This window comes from Novipirellula methanifontis, from assembly GCF_052161655.1.
GTDB lineage: Bacteria > Planctomycetota > Planctomycetia > Pirellulales > Pirellulaceae > Novipirellula.
The window spans coordinates 7,733,458-7,751,815 of the sequence record NZ_CP197418.1 but is presented as its reverse complement, the minus strand read 5'-3'; the positions used below and the strand labels follow the sequence as shown (position 1 = coordinate 7,751,815).

7 protein-coding genes are annotated in these 18,358 nt (G+C 53.6%); 2 read left to right on the top strand and 5 right to left on the bottom strand.

Annotation, left to right across the window (positions count from 1 at the left end; all coding sequences use genetic code 11):
- Positions 1-68: 68 nt before the first annotated feature.
- On the top strand, positions 69-9,023 hold the full coding sequence (locus SH528x_RS27520) for an ELWxxDGT repeat protein (RefSeq protein WP_442506649.1): 8,955 nt from the start codon (positions 69-71) through the stop codon (positions 9,021-9,023).
- Positions 9,024-9,153: 130 nt separating this feature from the next.
- Here the strand turns inward: SH528x_RS27520 and SH528x_RS27515 are convergent, their stop codons facing one another.
- The 4 genes from SH528x_RS27515 to SH528x_RS27500 all read right to left on the bottom strand — a co-directional run bounded on the left by SH528x_RS27515 (position 9,154) and on the right by SH528x_RS27500 (position 14,140).
- On the bottom strand, positions 9,154-10,176 hold the full coding sequence (locus tag SH528x_RS27515; protein WP_442506648.1) for a BBP7 family outer membrane beta-barrel protein: 1,023 nt from the start codon (positions 10,174-10,176) through the stop codon (positions 9,154-9,156).
- Positions 10,177-10,473: 297 nt separating this feature from the next.
- Positions 10,474-11,940: a serine/threonine protein kinase gene (locus SH528x_RS27510; protein WP_442506647.1), complete on the bottom strand. Its 1,467-nt coding sequence runs from the start codon at positions 11,938-11,940 to the stop codon at positions 10,474-10,476.
- 98 nt (positions 11,941-12,038) lie between these two features.
- Positions 12,039-12,791, bottom strand: a complete 753-nt coding sequence (locus tag SH528x_RS27505; protein WP_442506646.1) for an RNA polymerase sigma factor — start codon at positions 12,789-12,791, stop codon at positions 12,039-12,041.
- 167 nt (positions 12,792-12,958) lie between these two features.
- Positions 12,959-14,140 carry a phosphorylase family protein gene (locus SH528x_RS27500; protein WP_442506645.1) on the bottom strand — a complete coding sequence of 394 codons (1,182 nt, stop codon included), beginning with the start codon at positions 14,138-14,140 and terminating at the stop codon, positions 12,959-12,961.
- 545 nt (positions 14,141-14,685) lie between these two features.
- On the opposite strand from SH528x_RS27500, the gene SH528x_RS27495 reads away from it, so the two are divergent.
- Positions 14,686-17,100, top strand: a complete 2,415-nt coding sequence (locus SH528x_RS27495) for a S9 family peptidase (RefSeq protein ID WP_442506644.1) — start codon at positions 14,686-14,688, stop codon at positions 17,098-17,100.
- A 184-nt stretch (positions 17,101-17,284) separates the two neighbouring features.
- On the opposite strand, the gene SH528x_RS27490 is transcribed toward SH528x_RS27495, so the two are convergent.
- Complete coding sequence (locus SH528x_RS27490; protein ID WP_442506643.1) at positions 17,285-17,761, bottom strand: hypothetical protein; 477 nt, start codon at positions 17,759-17,761, stop codon at positions 17,285-17,287.
- Positions 17,762-18,358: the final 597 nt, after the last annotated feature.

Below are 18,358 nucleotides of genomic sequence, written 5' to 3'. Positions count from 1 at the left end.
GGACGAAGAAGAGTCGTCGGCGGGTTCGGAACAATCGTCGATCGATCGAACGACTGGAATTGCGCGCAATGTTGACAGGCGTCACGATCATCGACATCAATCAGATTGGTGCTGGCTCGGAACCCTACTCGCAAATAGTGGTTGGCGACCAAGCCTTCTTCGCTGCCCACGATGGCATCCACGGAACAGAACTTTGGAAGACGGACGGTACCGATGCTGGCACGGTGCTCGTGAAGGATATTTTTCCTGGATCGCAAGCTTCGATTCAGACCTTCTTCAGCCAGAGTGCGGATGTCGACGGCACGCTCTTTTTTGGTGCGGATGATGGCGTCCACGGATTCGAGCTATGGAAGAGCGATGGCACCGAGTCCGGAACAGTCTTAGTAAAAGACATCTTTCCTGGCAACAATCTTTCGAGAGATATCGACCTATCTAATTTCACGTCACATCGAGGGCTGTTGTATTTCTTCGCGGACGATGGCGTTCATGGCCAGGAGTTGTGGACAAGCGATGGTACGGAAGCCGGTACAACAATGCTCCGCGATCTGAACCCGGATGGCGGTCAGTTCAATTCTCCTGGCTTCATTGCTAGCTTCGGAGATGTCGTTTTGTTTGGTGCAACCGATGGCGTCAACGGCCTCGAATTGTGGAAAACCGATGGCACTGACGCCGGCACATCCATGGTGGCCGACATTCGAACGGGAGAGATTTCACCCGGTAATCCGGCGAGCGGCTTTTTTGGAAAATTGACTGTCTCGGGATCATTCGCCTACTTCACGGGTAACAATGGTACAAGCGGTATCGAGTTGTTTCGAACCGATGGCACGGCCGCAGGGACGCAGCTTCTGGAAATCGCTCCGGGTAACGCTTCATCCGGTCCAATTTCGCTAACCGACGTCGGCGGTACGCTGTTCTTTGCGGCCGTGGGACCGGGCGGAAGGGAATTGTACAAGAGCGACGGATTGCCGACCGGCACGGTACGAGTCAAAGACATCAATCCCAGCGGCGACGGACTGACCTTAAGTCCACTCTTTACCGCTGTCGGCAATAAACTGTTCTTCGAAGCCGACGATGGAACAACCGGCGAAGAACTTTGGGTGAGCGACGGAACGGATAGTGGAACACTATTAGTCGAGGATATTCGACCGGGAAATGGCCTAAGCGGAACGCCACTTTCCGCTTTCATCCGCTTCATTGTGGACGTTGGCGGCACCGCTTTCTTTTCTGCTGTCGATGGTGACAACGGAGGCGAACTTTGGAAGAGCGATGGTACCGAAGCCGGAACGCAAGTGGTTCGCGATATTAATCCAGGGCCAGCGTCCGGTCTCGACTTCCGATCCGTTGGTATGGCATTTGGAGATCAACTATTGTTTCCTGCCGAAGACGGAAATGGGGTCGAGTTGTGGAAGTCCGATGGATCAGCGACTGGCACGGCGATGGTGAAGGACATCGACACTATCTCGACGCGAGACTCGCGGCCAGCCCTGTATTCCAATGCAGTGGCAGAACTCAACGGACAGATCTTTTTCCGGGCAGACATTGGCAATGATTTCGAGTTGGTGAAGTCCGATGGCACTCGCAGCGGCACCACGGTCGTGAAAAACATTCGCGACGACGGTGGTTCGTTCCCAAGCAGTCCAACAACCGTCGGAGATCTCGTTTTCTTTACGGCACGAGATGATGAACACGGCGGAGAACTATGGAAAACAGACGGCACTGATGCTGGGACGCTGCTCGTCAAAGACATCTTGGGCGGCACCGACGGTTCCTACCCGCATGCGTTTGCCGAGCTGAACGGCAAGTTGATTTTCTCCGCAAACGACGGAGTCAATGGCGATGAATTGTGGATCAGCGACGGGACAGAAATCGGGACCACGTTGCTCAAGAACATTCGTTCGGGAAGTGCAAGCAGCGAGATCTTCACGTCGGACCTGGGTAGCGGACGATTCAATGGCGAGCTGTTCTTCTCGGCTAATGACGGCGTCCGCGGCGATGAACTTTGGAAGACCAATGGAACCGCCGAAGGCACCGTGCTTGTCAAAGATTTCCGTTCAGGTGACTCGAACCCCAGCGACTTCGTTGTCTTTGGGGAATCACTGTTCTTTTCTGCGAAAGGCGTCGAAGGTCGTGAGCTGTGGAAGACGGATGGGACGGAGGCGGGAACCGAGTTGGTAAAGAACATCAACGGCACTGCCGCTGACTCATTGGCGAGCTTCGGTGCGTTGTTCGTTGAAGCGGGTACGCTTTACTTGGCAGCCGACGACGGCGTCAACGGCATCGAACTCTGGAAGTCCGATGGCACCGAAGCGGGAACCGTGTTGGTCAAAGACATTAATCCCGGATCTGTTTCGTCTTCGCCACGGTTCGCGGGTTCGATTGGGAACACCGTTCTGTTCAGCGCTCAGACGGTTGACAACGGCAGCGAACTTTGGAAAACCGATGGGACAACGGCCGGAACGATTCTAGTCAAAGACATTCAACCGGGACCCGATAGCGGAGCGTTTTACATTGGTCGTTCTGTGAATGCCGCCCCGATTTTCGAAGGCAACCTGTATTTTGGCGGAAACGATGGAACGAGCGGTAATGAGCTTTGGAAAAGCGATGGCACCGACGCGGGGACGATGTTGGTCGAGGATATTTTCCCCGGTCGCGGTGGCTCCTATCCTCGCGGTTTTCAACAGGTTGCTGGACGGTTGCTGTTCAGCGCGGGTGGCGAAGGCGGATTTTCAATACCGGCCGGTCGTGAACTCATTCGCCTGGGAACGGACCCGGCGATGGTTACCGCATTAATGACGGATGCAATCTCGGTCGACGTCGACAACGATGGCAAGCTCGATCCCGGTGATACGCTCAAATACACGACGACGCTAAGTGTGGGGACCGATGCCGATGCCGATGCGGTGCTTTACTCTCAAACCATGGACGCCAATACAATGATCGTTCCTGGCTCTGTTTCAACTAGCCAAGGCACTATCACCGTCGGCAGCAACGGCGGGCAAAAGTTGGAAATTGGTTTCGGTTCGATTCCAGCGAACGGCGTGGTCACGGTGACTTACTCCGTTCGAGTCAACGACACCTTGCCAAACGGCGTCACCCAGATCACCAACCAAGCAACGATCAGCGGAAACAACTTTGCTGATGTTCCTACGGATGATCCGGCACTCGAAGGAACGACTGATCCGACATCGATCGCGGTTCAGAATGGGCCCGCGGGTATCGCTCCGGTTGCGACGGACTTCCCGGTCGGCAACGTTCCAAAGGGGACGCTCGTGAGCATTGATGCAGTGAACCTCATTTCAGAGTTCGGTACGGATGTTGACAGCGTGCTGACATCGAATTCCGTCACGTTCGGTGCGGTGACCATCGGAGGATCAACAGTCGGCTCGATCGCGGATGCCGGATTTATCTACACGCCTGGCAGCGGCCCCGCTGGAGCGTTCACGATCGATACGACCGCGAGTGCGTTTGCCGGTCTAATGGCGAGTCAAACTGCGAATGTTGTCATCAACTTCACCGTTAGTGACGGCAAGAAAGACGACACAGGAGTTTTGACATTCACGGTTTCGGCTGCGGCGGGTCAATACGATGCTGTCGGCTTCCACTTTCTAGGAGCGACTGTCGTTGACCGAGAGGTCAAGGCAACCGCCGTTGCCGCAGCAGGCAAAGCAACGATGGATGCTTCGATCAGCGGAGTTGACGATGTCTCCGATACGCTGGGCAGCGTTGACATTGCAAAGGGTGAACTGAGTATACAACAGTTCCAAGGAGACATGCTGACGATCGCCGAGGCGGTTGCGGTGGATGCTTCCACTGCAAACGCCACCTCAACGAACGGGTCAACGTCGATTGCCTCCGCTTCCAAGAATTCCAACGCAACGTCGACAGCACGAGGGAATTCAGTCGCCTCTACAGACGCCAGTGACGAGAGCGAAGCGACGGCAATTGCGAACGATAATTCGGCAGCATCTGCAACGGCATCGAAGAAGTCGGACGCGAGTGCCACCGCCGAAGAGGGTTCTGCGGCGGAAGCCACAGCCGATGACGACAGCAATGCTACGGCCGTCGCCAAGGTGACATCCAACGCGACCGCCAGTGCGGCGGAGCGATCAGTTTCAATTGCTACAGCCGATGGGACCAGTTCCGCGACTGCGTTTGGCAAGACGGATTCGGTCAGCAGTGCGAATTCGCTAAGCAATAGCATCTCAAATGCTGTCGCGGTCGATGGCTCAGGAGCGACGGCGACGGCGACTGATGGCTCGGACGCACTCGCGTTGGGTGAGCAGGGTTCGGCATCCGAGGCAACGTCGAATACCGCGAGTTCGGCGAGCGCGTCAGCCGAAGGTGGTTCAAATTCGACAGCGATCGCGAGCAGCAACTCGACTGCCACAGCCAATTCGACGACGGCTTCGTCAGCGACATCCAATGCTGCCACGTCCTCCGTGAGCAATGCGGAAGCGAGTGGCGGTGGCGGCATTGCGACAGCGGTAAGCGATATGGAGTCAGCCGCTTCCGCAGTGGCGAAAAATGGATTGGATGCCGTTGCCAAAGCAGCCCAGAAGTCCGCCGCCGACGCCAACGCTGGCAGCGATGCGGTCAACGAGATCTCCATTACGACCGATGGCGCGAACGTGGTCGTGACGAACACTCCTTTAACCACATTGACCGGAACGAAGGGGGCGTCAATCGATTTGCCAATCCAAGTCGTCGAATCGGGCGGTGCTGCGATTCAGTCGATCATGATTTCCAATTTACCGGCGGGAAGCAAGCTATCCGGCGGGACATCCAACGCAAACGGCAGCGAATGGACGTTTGCGGATTTGCCGCCGTCCGATTTAGAACTCACGCTGCCTGCTGACTTTGTCGGTGAGTTCGCATTGGACGTCACTGCTAAAAACTCGGACGACGTGTTCGCAAAGGCTACTCTGAACGGCCTTGTCACTGCACCGCCTGAGATCCACGCAACGATCTCTGACAAAATTATCAACGACGACGGCACAGGAACCGCGAATCCTGGTGAAACCATTGAGTATCTTCTGACAGTCCGAAACGACGGTAGTGGTGACGCCCTGAACGTGGTTGTTGCGGACATCTTGGATCCGAACATGTCGCTCGTTCCCGGATCGGTTTCAGTGAATCCGAACGTCGCGAATGCAGCTTTCCCGATCAATGTTGGCACGATCGCGGCTGGCACGAGTGTCACGGTGAGGTTTCACGCCCAAGTCAATCCTGCGACCGCCACGTTGACCGGTAGTGTTGCGAATCAAGCCAGAATCAGCGGCAGCAACTTTGACGATGTCCTTTCGGATGATCCGACGACTCGCTTCGTCAACGACTCCACAATGACCCCACTGGACCATCGCAACACGGTGATCGTCGACGGACCGTCTACGAGGACCGTCGCAGGGCTAAATCTCGCGACGGATATCAGTGACGATGGTCAACGAATCGTATTCATTTCGAACTTGGACCGCACTGGAAATAATGCCGATAAATCCTTCGAGTTGTTTGTGTTCGACATTCCATCGAACCAGGTCATTCAAGTCACGGATGTCACAGCCAATGTCAACATAGTCATTCAACCACCCGTCACGAATGCGAATGGATCTCGAATCCTGTTTGTTTCCAACGGTGACTTCGCTGGCGAAAATGCAGATGGAAACGAGGAATTGTTCTTAGTCGATCTCACGGCAACCGGATCGCCTCGCTTCACTCAGATCACCAACACCGAAAGCGGCAAAGACAGTTCAGGATTCGAGTTGACCACGGCACAGAGCCTCAGCTTTAGCAACGACGGGACGAAGATCGTTTTTCAATCCAATTCCGATGTGACGGGCGATAATGCAGGCAACAAAACGGAAGTGTTCTTGTTCGACACCGAAACGTCGATGTTGATTCAAGTCACCGGCGGCACCAGCGGAATCAACTCGGCATTCGATGCTGTGATCAGCGGTGATGGGACTCGCATCGCCATGGTTTCGAGCGATGAGTTTTCCGGTGGTAATTCCGATCGAAGCGAAGAGCTTTTTGCCTACGATATCGCCGCGAAAACGTTCCAGCTGCTAACTGATACTAATGTTGATCAACTGCGGAGCGACGATATCGCCATCAGTGATGACGGAAAGCGAATCGCAATCCTCTTTGACGGTGATTCTGAATCAACCGTGGTTCTCTACGACGAGAATGCGTCACAGCCGATCAGCCAACTGCTGACGCTTCCTGGCACCGTCGGAACCATTGAGATTAGCGGTGATGGGACAACCATCGTACTGGTGGAGGTTCCTTCGGATGATGCGAATTTCAGCAACGTCGTAGTACTGGATGTCGCGTCGAAGACCAAGACAAACCTTACGAACGTGACGGTCGGAGCGAGTCTTTTTGCGTTCGTGAATCGTGATGGTTCGCGAATCGCCTTCAGTTCGACTGCAAATCTGACGGGTGAAAACCTCGACGGAAATCCTGAAGTCTTTTACACCACGGGCGATACGATTACTCAAATTGCAGAGATAGAGCAAACGCCCGAGAACAGTTCTGCGCCGTCGTACAGCGGGGACGGAACTGCCATTTTCTTTGTGACCAACGGAGGAGAAGGTGTATTTGGTATACGAGATTCAAAACTAGCCCGCTTGGATCTAGCGACGGGGAAAGTGACTCCACTCGTGACGGTGCTGCCCTTCACCGGATCGACGATCGGAAATCCAGACGCGAACTTTGATGGAACCTTCATCGCGTTCGATTCGAATGATATGGATTTCAATACACTCGATACCAACGAAGACGGTAGTCGCGAGATCTTTGTTTACGACGCCATCACAGAGGAGTTGTTGCAAGTCACTCACAGCCAAAATCCGGCAACCGTGAGTTCAGACCCTTCGATCAGCCATGATGGTCGGCGAGTCGTTTACGTTTCAAGCACCCAGGGGAATCGTGCTGCCTTCCTCGCGACGCTCAGTCCGACCGCGGCGCCATCGATCTCATCGATCACGCAAAGTGACAGCGGCGATGCATCGGGTGTGGTCATCAGCGGCAACGGATCGATGGTGGCCTTGGCATCCACGGGGAATGAATCAGGGAACAACACCGATGCAAATCGGGAACTGTTCGTCTTTGACATCACGACAAAGACATTGACGCAAATCACCAAGACAACAGGCGGCACTGGGGGCGAGAACCCATCAGCAAACTTGGATGGAACGTTGATCGCGTTCGAGTCGGATCGTGACCTCACCGGCGAAAACGCAGATGGCAACCGCGAGATCTTCCTGGTCAATCTGTCGAACCCTGCCGTGCCTGTGTTCACGCAATTCACCGATACATTGGGCGGTGCAAACCGCCGTCCCCAGATCAGCGATGACGGGACAATCATTGTGTTTGAGTCCGATCGCGATTTGACCGGCGGTAACGGAGAGAACGACGGCGAACTGTATTTGTATCAGGTTCCGTTGGATATGTTCTTGCCGATTATCAATTTGGCCGGAGCGGACGACTCGTTGCACGCATCGGTGTCCGCCAGCGGAAAGAAAATTGCATTCAGTTCGATGCGGAATCTGGATGGTCAGAATCAAGACGGCAGCTCCGAGATTTTTACAGCGGAAGCGATTTCACCCGAAGTCGATATCTCGATCACGATCTCCGAGTCCGTCGACCCCGTGAACATCACTTCCAGTGCTGGAAGTCTGACTTACGTTGTTCGGGTGAATAATCTTGGTACTGAAACAGCAACGGGCATCACGATCAACAGCACGCTGACCTTGCCGAGTGGTGTCACGATCGAATCGGCGGTGGCAAGTAGCGGAAGTTTCGCAGGTTCGATCTGGAATCTGGGAACACTGAGCAGCGGTGCCAGTGCGACGCTGACTTTCACGTTGGCGGTCTCTGCCACTGCAACGGCTGGCAACGACGTGATCGCTGGCTCGGCGATGTTGGCTGCGATTGACCAGTTTGACGCGAACCCAGCTAACAATTCTGCCAGCGTTGCGACATCGATCTCGCGGGAAGCCAGCGGCGTGCTGAACCGTGAAACAGTCAACGTCGCCAAATCAGCAGAGGTAGTTTCGAGAGCAGCGAACCTCAACGTTCCAGGCCTCAACGCGAACGTGCTTGAGGGTGTCGATCTGAACGACGAAGCCGCAATTCGGACGGCACTGATCGTGGCTGACGTCAATGCGAATTCGATCAATATCACTGTCACAAGGCGTGACGATGGTCAAACCGTTGGGACGAATACGGAGGTGACTTTTTCGGAAACACCCGGTACTGTATTTACAGGAGATATTAACAACCCCGATACCATCACGGTGCTTTCGGGGCAATTGAACATCACTACTACGATCACGACGACTACTACTCAGCGTTTCACCGACGTTGTGACAATCACGGGAATGTTGGACGAAAAGGCGGGTTGTTTGACTAGTGCTCCGCTGGTCGTCGGCGAGAATATGTTGACGTATTCGTGTGCGACACCAGGGGCCTTCGTCGCCTTCGTCATTGGTACTCAGCCAGGCAGCCATTTCTTCAGCAAGTACAACGCAACGGTCGATATTGCCGATCCATCGGTGCCGATGATTCGCGTGGCCAACATCGATGGCATTGCCCAAATCCCGTTCAACCTGACGGCTGAGCAAGTCCAAAGCAACTTGCGATTTCAAGCGTTCGAGATGCTTCCCACCGTCCAGGTCAGCAACGTGCTGACGGTACTATCCAGTTTGGACATCAGCGGCGACGGGAGGGTCACCGTGATGGATGCTCTGTTGGTCGTCAACCGATTGCCGCTATTGAAGGCAAGCGGTGAAAGTGAGTCGATCGGTCGTCCTAGCCGAAACTACGATGCCAATCGTGACGGACGAGTCTCGGCATTAGACGCGCTGACGATCATCAATCACGTGAATCGACAAAGCGTTGCCAGTGCCGAGGCGATCACGCTCAGTCCAATGACGAGCGGAATCGGGTTCGCTGATGACCTGGACGACGACTTGGACGATGATCTGCTGCAAATGTTGGCGGATGATCGATTGCGACAGCGATAGACGTAGTGGATGCTGTGGAAGATCCCCGGAGAAGGATCGTTTTAACAAGATGCAATATCGAGTTGCTTACTCGCTCGCGTTTCAGCCCTCGTAAGAATCAATGAATCGGATGCCAATTGTCGCTTAGACGTTAAAACATCAGTTCCATTCCAACAAACGCTCCGTGATAGAACACGTTGCCGGATGCGGTAACTCCAGTACCACTGAAGAAGTCGGTGACGGCCAACTGTTCCGTTGCCAACGCGACATTTTCGACCCACAGCAGTTGGTACCCACTGCGAACGGCAAGGTTGTCAGTCAACCACGCTTTCCCCGTCAATCCTATTTCACCGATGAACGAGGTCGGGTCGTCACTGCCACGAGCCGTCAGTGTTGCTGCATTGGTTGCGACAGACGACGATTGCGATGCATGGTTGCCATAGACACCCGCTTTCATGATCGCGTCCAACGAAATTCGATCGGCCTTGAACAACAAAGCCTGAACGCCTAGCTGGCCGCCGTACAAACGATTTGCAATCGAGGCATCGTAATTGAACGGAATCGCAGCGTTGACAAGTCCGGCACTGCCCCGTTCGTTCAATTCCATGTAGCGGAAGCCGATTAGTAAATCGAGCGATTCGAAGCATGAATGTCGCAAATTGAATTCGCTGTTGTGCAGCGCAGAAGTGTAGCTGGCACGAACGGCTTCGCCTGCATTGACGACAACGGGAACGGCCGCATTGAACTGCAACGGGTCATTGGTCGTCGTCGCGACTGTACCCGACGCATTCCAGTGATCGACACCAAAGTATCGCAATTCAATCGCGTTTGAATTCGCTATACTTCGGGTCAGGGTCAGATCGAAGCCAGTCTGATAGTCGAACTCTAGATCGCCTGCATTGAAGGACTCGGTCGGATCGGCAATGTTGAAACCAAGGATTGCGGAGTTCGGATCTTCACGGTGCAAGAACAGAGCGCTGGCCGTTGCGGTCCACTGCGGGACTGAACAGATGTTGCAACAGTCCGCACAGCCGCTGCTGTCACAGCCATCACAAACTGCCTCGGCAAAGTCATCGCAACTCGAGTCACAATGTTGAGCGTAGGTGCATGTCGCCGAAACGGTCACAGCACAAGCGATCAGCAGGATCTTGGAAATGTTGAGGGCTTGACGCATCGTGATATTCCAGAGTTGGCCGCCGGATAATAGAAAAATACGATTCCAGTCATAGCATCGGGACATACAGAATCACACTTAGAATCGGTACAACCCTTGCCACTCGTTTGGGGTAAGCAGCAGCAAATTAATAAAACTTGCTATTTGGCCGGTGCATTCGGCATAACCGCTAAAGTTTCACAGGCGTCTTCAGGCCAGTGGAGGTAGGGCCGGTTCCCACCGGCCGCCTCCCGTGGCCCACGGACCCACGATCCAACACCCGTGGCCGGTGGGAACCGGCCGTACTTGGCTACATCACTATGCTCTGGAACTCATGCTTTCTTCCGCTTCGATTCGACATCGGACCGACCAGACACCGGCGTCGAACCAGATAATGATTTCGTCGCCGATTCCATCACCTGCTTTGATTTTGGTGCGAAATTCCATCTTCGTGCCAAATCCGCCTGTGCGAACAAGACCGTCATCGAGATACAGCTTTTCTGCAAACGTGCCACTGTTGTCCAAAACAATTTCGTGTCCCTTGTAGGTGGCTCGAAAGACTAATTTGCGTTTGATGCGAATCGAATAGACGAACGATGCCACCGCAGCGAGTGCACACACTACAGCAACAATGGGTTGCCAATTGAACGTTGCGAGCGCGAGCAAAGGAAAACCGAGCAAGCCCAGCACCGTTGTGATCGTGTGCTGCGTGCGGTATTTGGTTTCGGTTTCATCGAGCAATTTATGGAGTCGAATTTCGCCGGATGGTCCAGCCGCGTTGGAGACGTGCGATGCACTGTCGGACGTTTTTGAATCGAGTTGATATTTCTCGATTGCCGTACGGATTTCGCTTGCCTGCTGATAGCGTCTCTGCGGCTCGGATTCTAGTGTGCGGAGCACAACTTCATCCAGACGCACATCAACGGAAACTTTTTGGGACGGAGGTTGAAACCATCCCATCGGAACTTCTCCGGTTAAAAGTTCGTAGAAAACCACGCCAAGTGAATAGATGTCCGCGCGATGGTCCACCGTTTTGGTCGTCGACATCTGCTCTGGCGCCATGTACTTGGCCGTTCCCATGATTTGCTGCGTTCCGGTCAGTTCCAATTGTGACACGGTTTCTTCTGCCGACCGCACAATCTTGGCGAGCCCAAAATCAGCGATCTTCACCTGACCATCCCGAGTGACCAGAATGTTTTCAGGTTTGATGTCGCGGTGGACGACTCCGTGGCTGTGCGCAAATTGCAACGCATCGCAGATCACCGGAACGAGCTGCAACGCTTCTTCGGCTGTCACGTTTCCTGCGTTGATCATTTCGCGTAGCGTCACCCCGTCGACGTATTCCATCACGATATAAAACAGCCCGTCAGCTTGACCAAAATCAAACACCGAGACGATGTTGGCGTGATGAAGTTTGGCGAGCGTTTGGGCCTCTCGTTGAAAACGTTCTCCAAGTTGGCTGGAGTTGTTGGATTCGCGGGGCAAGACCTTGATGGCGACGTTGCGATCCAAACTCGATTGTCGGCCTCGGTACACGGCCCCCATTCCACCGCGTCCGATCAGCTCGATCACTTCGATCCCAGGCAGCAGTGCGTTTAATTCTTCGGGAGTTGGAGCGACGAATCCAGACGGATTCGAGGGATGCCCCGTGGTCGTTGCATCCATGTCAGCACTGTCTGGTGCGGCAGATTTCGCTTCTTTCGCAAGGCACGCCGGGCAAAATTCGAACTCAACTCCCGCAGCTAACGTCGCGCCGCAGCTCTGGCAGGTTGGTGATTCAGTCATCGGTTCTCTCGCACTGCGTTTCGAATGGGTTTTGCAAAATACATCGTCATAGAGAACTACCGGAACTAAACAGCTGTGTGACCAGAAATCCGGAAATTTTAAGTTTCCCGCAATACTTCAAGAATCCAGTCGATTTCAGTGTCGATGCTTTCATCATCCGCCAAAGTCGCAGCAATTTCGAGGCGAAGTTGTTGGCCATAGCTTCGGCGGAATCTCGACGCCGCTTGCCGCACTGCAGCCTCCGAAATCTCCAATTGAGAGGCGATCTCAGGATAGTCTAAACTCATTGATCGCAGACTCGGTTTCAAAAGATCGAATCGCAGTCGATCGCCTTGTCGATCATATTCGCTTCGCAAACGTTCAATTGCGTGTTCGATCAGCGACAACGCCCAAGCCCGATCGAATTCGTTGTCGGGCGTCGGTTGGCGAGATCGGTTTCGAAGATAGATTTGATCGGCAATGGCAAAATCGAACGGAACAAAATCTCGATCACCGCCACGTTTCTGCGCTTGGCTGGCTTCAAACTCCGACGCCAGAAAGTTCTTGACTGAGGTCAGCAAGAATGCGCGAAACCGTCCCCGCTCGCGATCGGCCATCCGAAACGTTCGCAACGAAATGACTTTGCAAAAAAACGCTTGTGTCAAGTCTTCGGCTCGGTGCGTGGTCCCCGCACGGCGCCGTATGAACGCATACACGGGATACCAATACTGCTGACATAGTTTGGCAAGCGCTTCGGCAAACTCCGGCGTATTCAGATTGGCTAAAGCACTCCAGTCGGTTGTTTGAAAACCACTTGATCGCCCGTGTTTGGACTCGATCGAGGAATCGGGCTGCGAAAAAGGGTGGCTCATCGCAAACAGACCGGTACAAAAACACTCACAAAATTTTCCCCTGGATGACTTTCATCATGATGATTGATCCGGTTGGGATGGGCCATCGCATTTCTTCTCGGAGACGTTCCTTTCACAGCCGCATCAACTGCACCATCGTTTAGCAATATGTTGGCACAGAGCATCGCTCACTCTGTTCCGGGGCCACCGAGCAGCGGTTCGCCCGGTGCTCGAATTTCCGTGTTCGGTAGACCCTCTGGATGCTCTCGTTTGATTATCCCGATGGCCTCCATCGCGACGGACAAATGGTGTTTCTTTGTCTCGTTGTAAAACGCGACTGCGTCACTGGGCAGTTTTGGCTTTCCGTGCAGCGGCTTGTCTGACACGCACAACAGGGTTGCGTGGGGAATCCGATAGCGAAACCCATTCGCGGCGACTGTTGCCGATTCCATGTCGACCGCGATGCTGCGGCTGACCCGTAAATGTTCCTTCGTCCTCCGCAACATCAATTCCCAGTTGCGATCCGCGGTCGTATACACCGCACCAATTCGATAACGCAATCCTCGTTGATCGAGTACCTGGGCGAGCGCGCGGTTCAACAGGAAACTGGGAGTAATCGGCACCGATGGCGGCAACAATTCATCGAGCAAGTAATCCGCCCGCATGTAACCTGTCGCCAACACAAAGTCTCCGATGTCTTGGTGGTTTCGCACGCCAGCACAGTGCCCCACCATCAACATCGCGTCCGGTCGAAGCACCGCTAAGTGGTCGGTCAGGTTCTTGGCGTTCGATGGCCCGACGCCAATATTGACGATGCTGATGCCTTGATTGCCGACATCACGATGATGCAGCGCCGGCATTTGTACATCGGATCGAGACGATCCAACGCAATAGGGAAACTGCTCCACAAATGCGTCCATGTGCATCTGGTAGTTCGTCAACAATACGAAACGCTGAAAATCCTCCGCCCGCGTCCCCGTGTAGTGCTCCAGGCGTTCGATCGATAATTCACATCGCTCGGGTCCGAACAAAAAAACTTTTTTGGCAGTGAGATCAAACTCTGATTCGTCAATCATCTCCAGCAACTTCGGTGAATTCAGATCGACGCGCGGACGAGACTGGGTGATAGTGATTTCCGCTCCGAGCTGGGCTAATTTGAGCAGTTCTCGGCGCAGGTACCAACGCAATGCGCTGGGACGCGCTATCTTGCCCGACAATTCGGGATTGTGTTTAGACCAATGTCGGACCACATTGACTTTGGAATAAAATCCGTTGTCGTACGTCTGTTCCATCCGCTCGCAGGCCAAATCGATTTGGCGATGCAGTTCGTCCGCAGAAAGAGTCGGATCAATTTTAAAAGGTTCACTCATACAACTCATTTTGATTGATCGCCGTCAAAAACGAAAGCCCCATGCGATTTACCCATTCGGGCGAAAGAAATTTTGGGGCACAAAGAGGTAGGGCCGGTTCCCACCGGCCGGTTTCGATTTCTAACTGTTGGAGCCACTATTCAGCGTCCGTGGCCGGTAGAAACCGGCCCTACGATCCACTCCCGCAATTGGCGTCCACTTGCTCTCTGGCTTAACAAGTTGTTCGAACGGCCAACGCCAGATTGGCGCTACTGGCCTGTTGGACAATGAAAACAAGCGTCATACGCAGCGACCTCTTGTAGATGCCCCGGTTGAAGACTTTTAGATTTGTGAACAGGGTTAACAACTCAAGATTCGTGGTATTTGCATCAAACGATTGTGATGCGAACAATTTGCGCACAACTGTTATTTTCCTTAACTCGGCGTCGTGATGCTTGAGTAACCTGTTGCAGCGACGACTGCAGTTTGCCGAGGCGAAACGGCATCTGCACATGAGACCTATGTATTTACACATTTTGCAATTATGTAATGTTGAGAGAACGCAAATGATGCGAAAGTGGCTTTCCCTTTCGATGTTCGGGATGTGTTGTCATCGAGGCACTCATTGGATGAATGCGACTTCACTGCATACGGCAAAGCGGTGCCTTTGTGTCGCGGGCAATATGCTCGGATCGCTCTTAGCGATTGGCATGCTCCAGGCCAGTGGGCAACAGATCGACACCTCGCATTCTGCGGCCAATCATTTACCCGATCAATCTACAAGCGAACCTGGCGTCAATATGTCTACATTGTCATTAGATCAAATCGTCGGCTCGGATGAGTTGTCTGAGGACCAGCCGCCGGCTCTAATCTGGAGCGGGAGGTCCGACTCCTACTTCACGCTTGAGAAGTCAGAGGAAATCGAGGACGGTGTCGACGTGATCCAAGTCGACATTGCCGATGGCACAAAGCAGACAGTCGTGCCTGCGGAGGCTTTGATTCCTAACGAGACTAAGACGCCACTTGCGATTGATGGCTTTCAGTTTTCCGCCGATGAATCGAAACTGTTGATCTTCACCAACAGCAAACGGGTCTGGCGACGCAACACGCGTGGCGACTATTGGGTATTGGATGTCGCTACCCAAAAACTGGATCAACTCGGTGGCGACGCAGCACCTTCGACTCTGATGTTCGCTAAGTTCTCTCCTGACAATCGCCGCGTGGCGTACGTTTGCAACAACAACTTGTTCGTCCAGGAAATAGACAGTCTTCAGATTTCTCAACTAACGCATGACGGATCAACCGAGACGATCAATGGTACCTCGGATTGGGTCAACGAAGAAGAATTGGCAATTCGGGATGCTTACCGCTGGAGTCCTGATGGGGAAACGATTGCGTTTTGGCAATTCGACACCACCGGCGTCGGGCGGTTTCATTTAATTGACAACACCCGCGGCATTTACCCAGAAATCACGTCTTTCCCGTATCCCAAAGTCGGTCAGACGAACTCTGCCACTCGTTCGGGAGTCGTCCGGATTGACAGCGGAAGCGTCACTTGGCTCGACGTGCCCGGACACGCTCGCGAACACTATTTGCCGCAGATGGAATGGACGCCCGACGGCCACCAAATTTTGCTTCAGCAGATGAATCGCTTGCAAAACACCAATCGCGTGATGCTTGCCAATGCCGAAAATGGAAAGACACAAACCGTCTTCACTGAAACGGAAACCACTTGGTTAGAAAACGAAAATCCCGTGCGATGGATCGACAATGGCAACGCATATGTTTGGTTGAGCGAACGTGATGGGTGGCGACATGCCTATCGCGTCAGCCGCGATGGGCAACAAGTGACCAAGATAACGGACGGCGATTATGACGTCCTGCAAATCGAGGCCATTGATGTGAAGGCCGGTTGGCTTTACTTCGCTGCTTCACCTGAGAACCCTACTCAGTGCTATCTCTATCGAGTAAGGCTAGATGGTTCTGATCTCGAGCGATTGTCACCCGCAGATCAACCGGGGTGGCACACCTACGCGATCTCTGATGATTGTCGATGGGCTGTGCATACTTACTCGACGTTCAACATACCACCGGTGGTCAAGCTGATTAAACTTGAGGATCACAGCCCGGTTCGGGTGTTGCATGACAACGCCAAACTGCGAGATCGACTCGCCGAATTGAACGCACCGACATCGGAATTTTTCCGTGTCGATATCGGTGATGGGCTACAGCTGGATGCATGGTGTTTGAAACCGCCTCAATTGGATGAAACGAAGAAGTACCCACTGTTGGTTCACGTTTACGGAGAGCCGCACGGGCAAACGGTTAAAGATGTGTGGCAAGGGGCACGTGGTCTTTGGCACGCGATGCTGGCACAGCAAGGCTACGTCGTCGTCAGTATCGACAATCGAGGAACCCGATCGCCACGCGGTCGCGATTGGAGAAAATGCATTTATCGAAAGATCGGCATGATTGCGCCGGAGGAGCAGGCCGCCGCCGTACGGGGATTGTTGGCCAAGTGGAGTTATCTGGATTCCAAGCGAGTCGGTGTCTGGGGGTGGAGTGGTGGGGGCAGCATGAGTCTCAATGCGATCTTCCGTTATCCAGAGCTTTACTCCACCGCCATTGCGGTCGCCCCCAATGCCAATCAATTGCTTTACGATTCCATCTATCAGGAGCGATACATGGGATTGCCAGATGACAATGCGGAAGGCTACCGGCTAGGGTCGCCCATCACCTATGCAAGTCAACTCGAAGGGAATTTACTCATTGTCCATGGTACCGGTGATGACAACGGGCACTATCAAGGGACCGAGTATTTGATCAATGAATTGATCGCAGAAGACAAACGGTTTTCTGTGATGCCCTATCCCGCGCGCTCTCATGCCATTAACGAGGGGACGAATACCGTGCGGCATTTCTACTCGGTGCTTACCGATTACCTGAATGACCACCTGGCTGGCCCCAGCTCTGATGATTAGGGGGGAAGTCCCGGAAGTTCACCTGGCCCTGACCAACGAGCCTGGGGCCGAAAAGACTAATGAATTGCTGGGCCGTTGCCTCGGATCACATCGAATATCGCAACTTCAAAAGCGCGGAAGTGACTGCAATGAAAGTCGCGGGCGAGAAAAGGAAGAGGATATTTGAAGCCTAGTTGTGTTGCTTTCAGTTTCGTCGCGGGATGGCGAGTGTCACGGCGTAGTCAGCCGCTCCGTTTGGTGAGTCACTGAAGTAAATGTCGAAACCGTCTGGAGTGTGTTCGAGTGCGATCACGTCTCGACCTTGACGTTTAACGATCCATGCCTTCGACAGATCCAATCGATCTCCGAAATCTCGCCATGCTGCGGGAGTCCGATTCAATTTGGTCCAAGGCTCACCATCGAAAAGGACGCGATTTGGTCGTGCCCAGTGTTTGTGTACGTAACGCACCTCATCGCGGCTAAAGGTGATCCGCCCACTTCCATCAAATCGCCCTGAAATTCGCAGCAGTTTCGGCTGCGCATCGACAGCCTCGTCGAAAGCAGTGTCGTCGTCACGTCGTTCGGATGCGTTACTTCGTTCATGGTCATGGTTTGGCGGTGCGCCGAGGCTCAACCCCGTGGTGACCATCAAACATAGCAAGGCCTGGAGACACGTTTTCATTGCAGGCACCTTCAAGTTGGCAAGGAAGCATTCGTAATTCGTTGGCTTTAGTCAGCATATCCGATGGATGGCTGCTCGTAAGAAATTGACACGAGACGAGGGCCACTGCGGCGAGGCGCCAGACTGTGCAGAGGAAGCCTGCGATGCGAGATCGATGTAGCAACCAGCAGCAACGGGAAAGCAAATGTGGGGGAAACAAATCTGAAGGGGGAGTTTTGGGAGCAGTCTCGGAGTTTTTTTAACCCCCCTCACATTACCCGCGATCCGGCCTGGCCAACGGTTACCCAACTAGTGCCAAAAAAAAACGCCCCGTAAAACACTTGGTTTTACGGGGCGTCTTATGAAAGCGGAGGACACGGGAATCCGTCTTTTTCTTTTTCCCTGCCACGGATTACATACCACAAGTCGTTACGCGGTAACAACTTACAAGGCGAAGGATGAATCTGACTTTTTTTGCTTATCAGAACATTTATCGGCCCTATCGGAACATGGTTTTTGCCATCCCAAGCCGAGAATGCTGACGAACGATGTTTCGCCGGCGTCACAAATGTCACTCAGCGACATCTCTCATTCTGGGCCGCAGTTGAACGCAAAACT

Bases quoted from the DNA above. Each gene is read 5' to 3' on its own strand.
- SH528x_RS27520 (WP_442506649.1), top strand. From the start codon at position 69: ATGTTGACAGGCGTCACGATCATCGACATCAATCAGATTGGTGCTGGC.
- SH528x_RS27515 (WP_442506648.1), bottom strand. From the start codon at position 10,176: ATGCGTCAAGCCCTCAACATTTCCAAGATCCTGCTGATCGCTTGTGCT.
- SH528x_RS27510 (WP_442506647.1), bottom strand. From the start codon at position 11,940: ATGACTGAATCACCAACCTGCCAGAGCTGCGGCGCGACGTTAGCTGCG.
- SH528x_RS27505 (WP_442506646.1), bottom strand. From the start codon at position 12,791: ATGAGCCACCCTTTTTCGCAGCCCGATTCCTCGATCGAGTCCAAACAC.
- SH528x_RS27500 (WP_442506645.1), bottom strand. From the start codon at position 14,140: ATGAGTGAACCTTTTAAAATTGATCCGACTCTTTCTGCGGACGAACTG.
- SH528x_RS27495 (WP_442506644.1), top strand. From the start codon at position 14,686: ATGATGCGAAAGTGGCTTTCCCTTTCGATGTTCGGGATGTGTTGTCAT.
- SH528x_RS27490 (WP_442506643.1), bottom strand. From the start codon at position 17,761: ATGAAAACGTGTCTCCAGGCCTTGCTATGTTTGATGGTCACCACGGGG.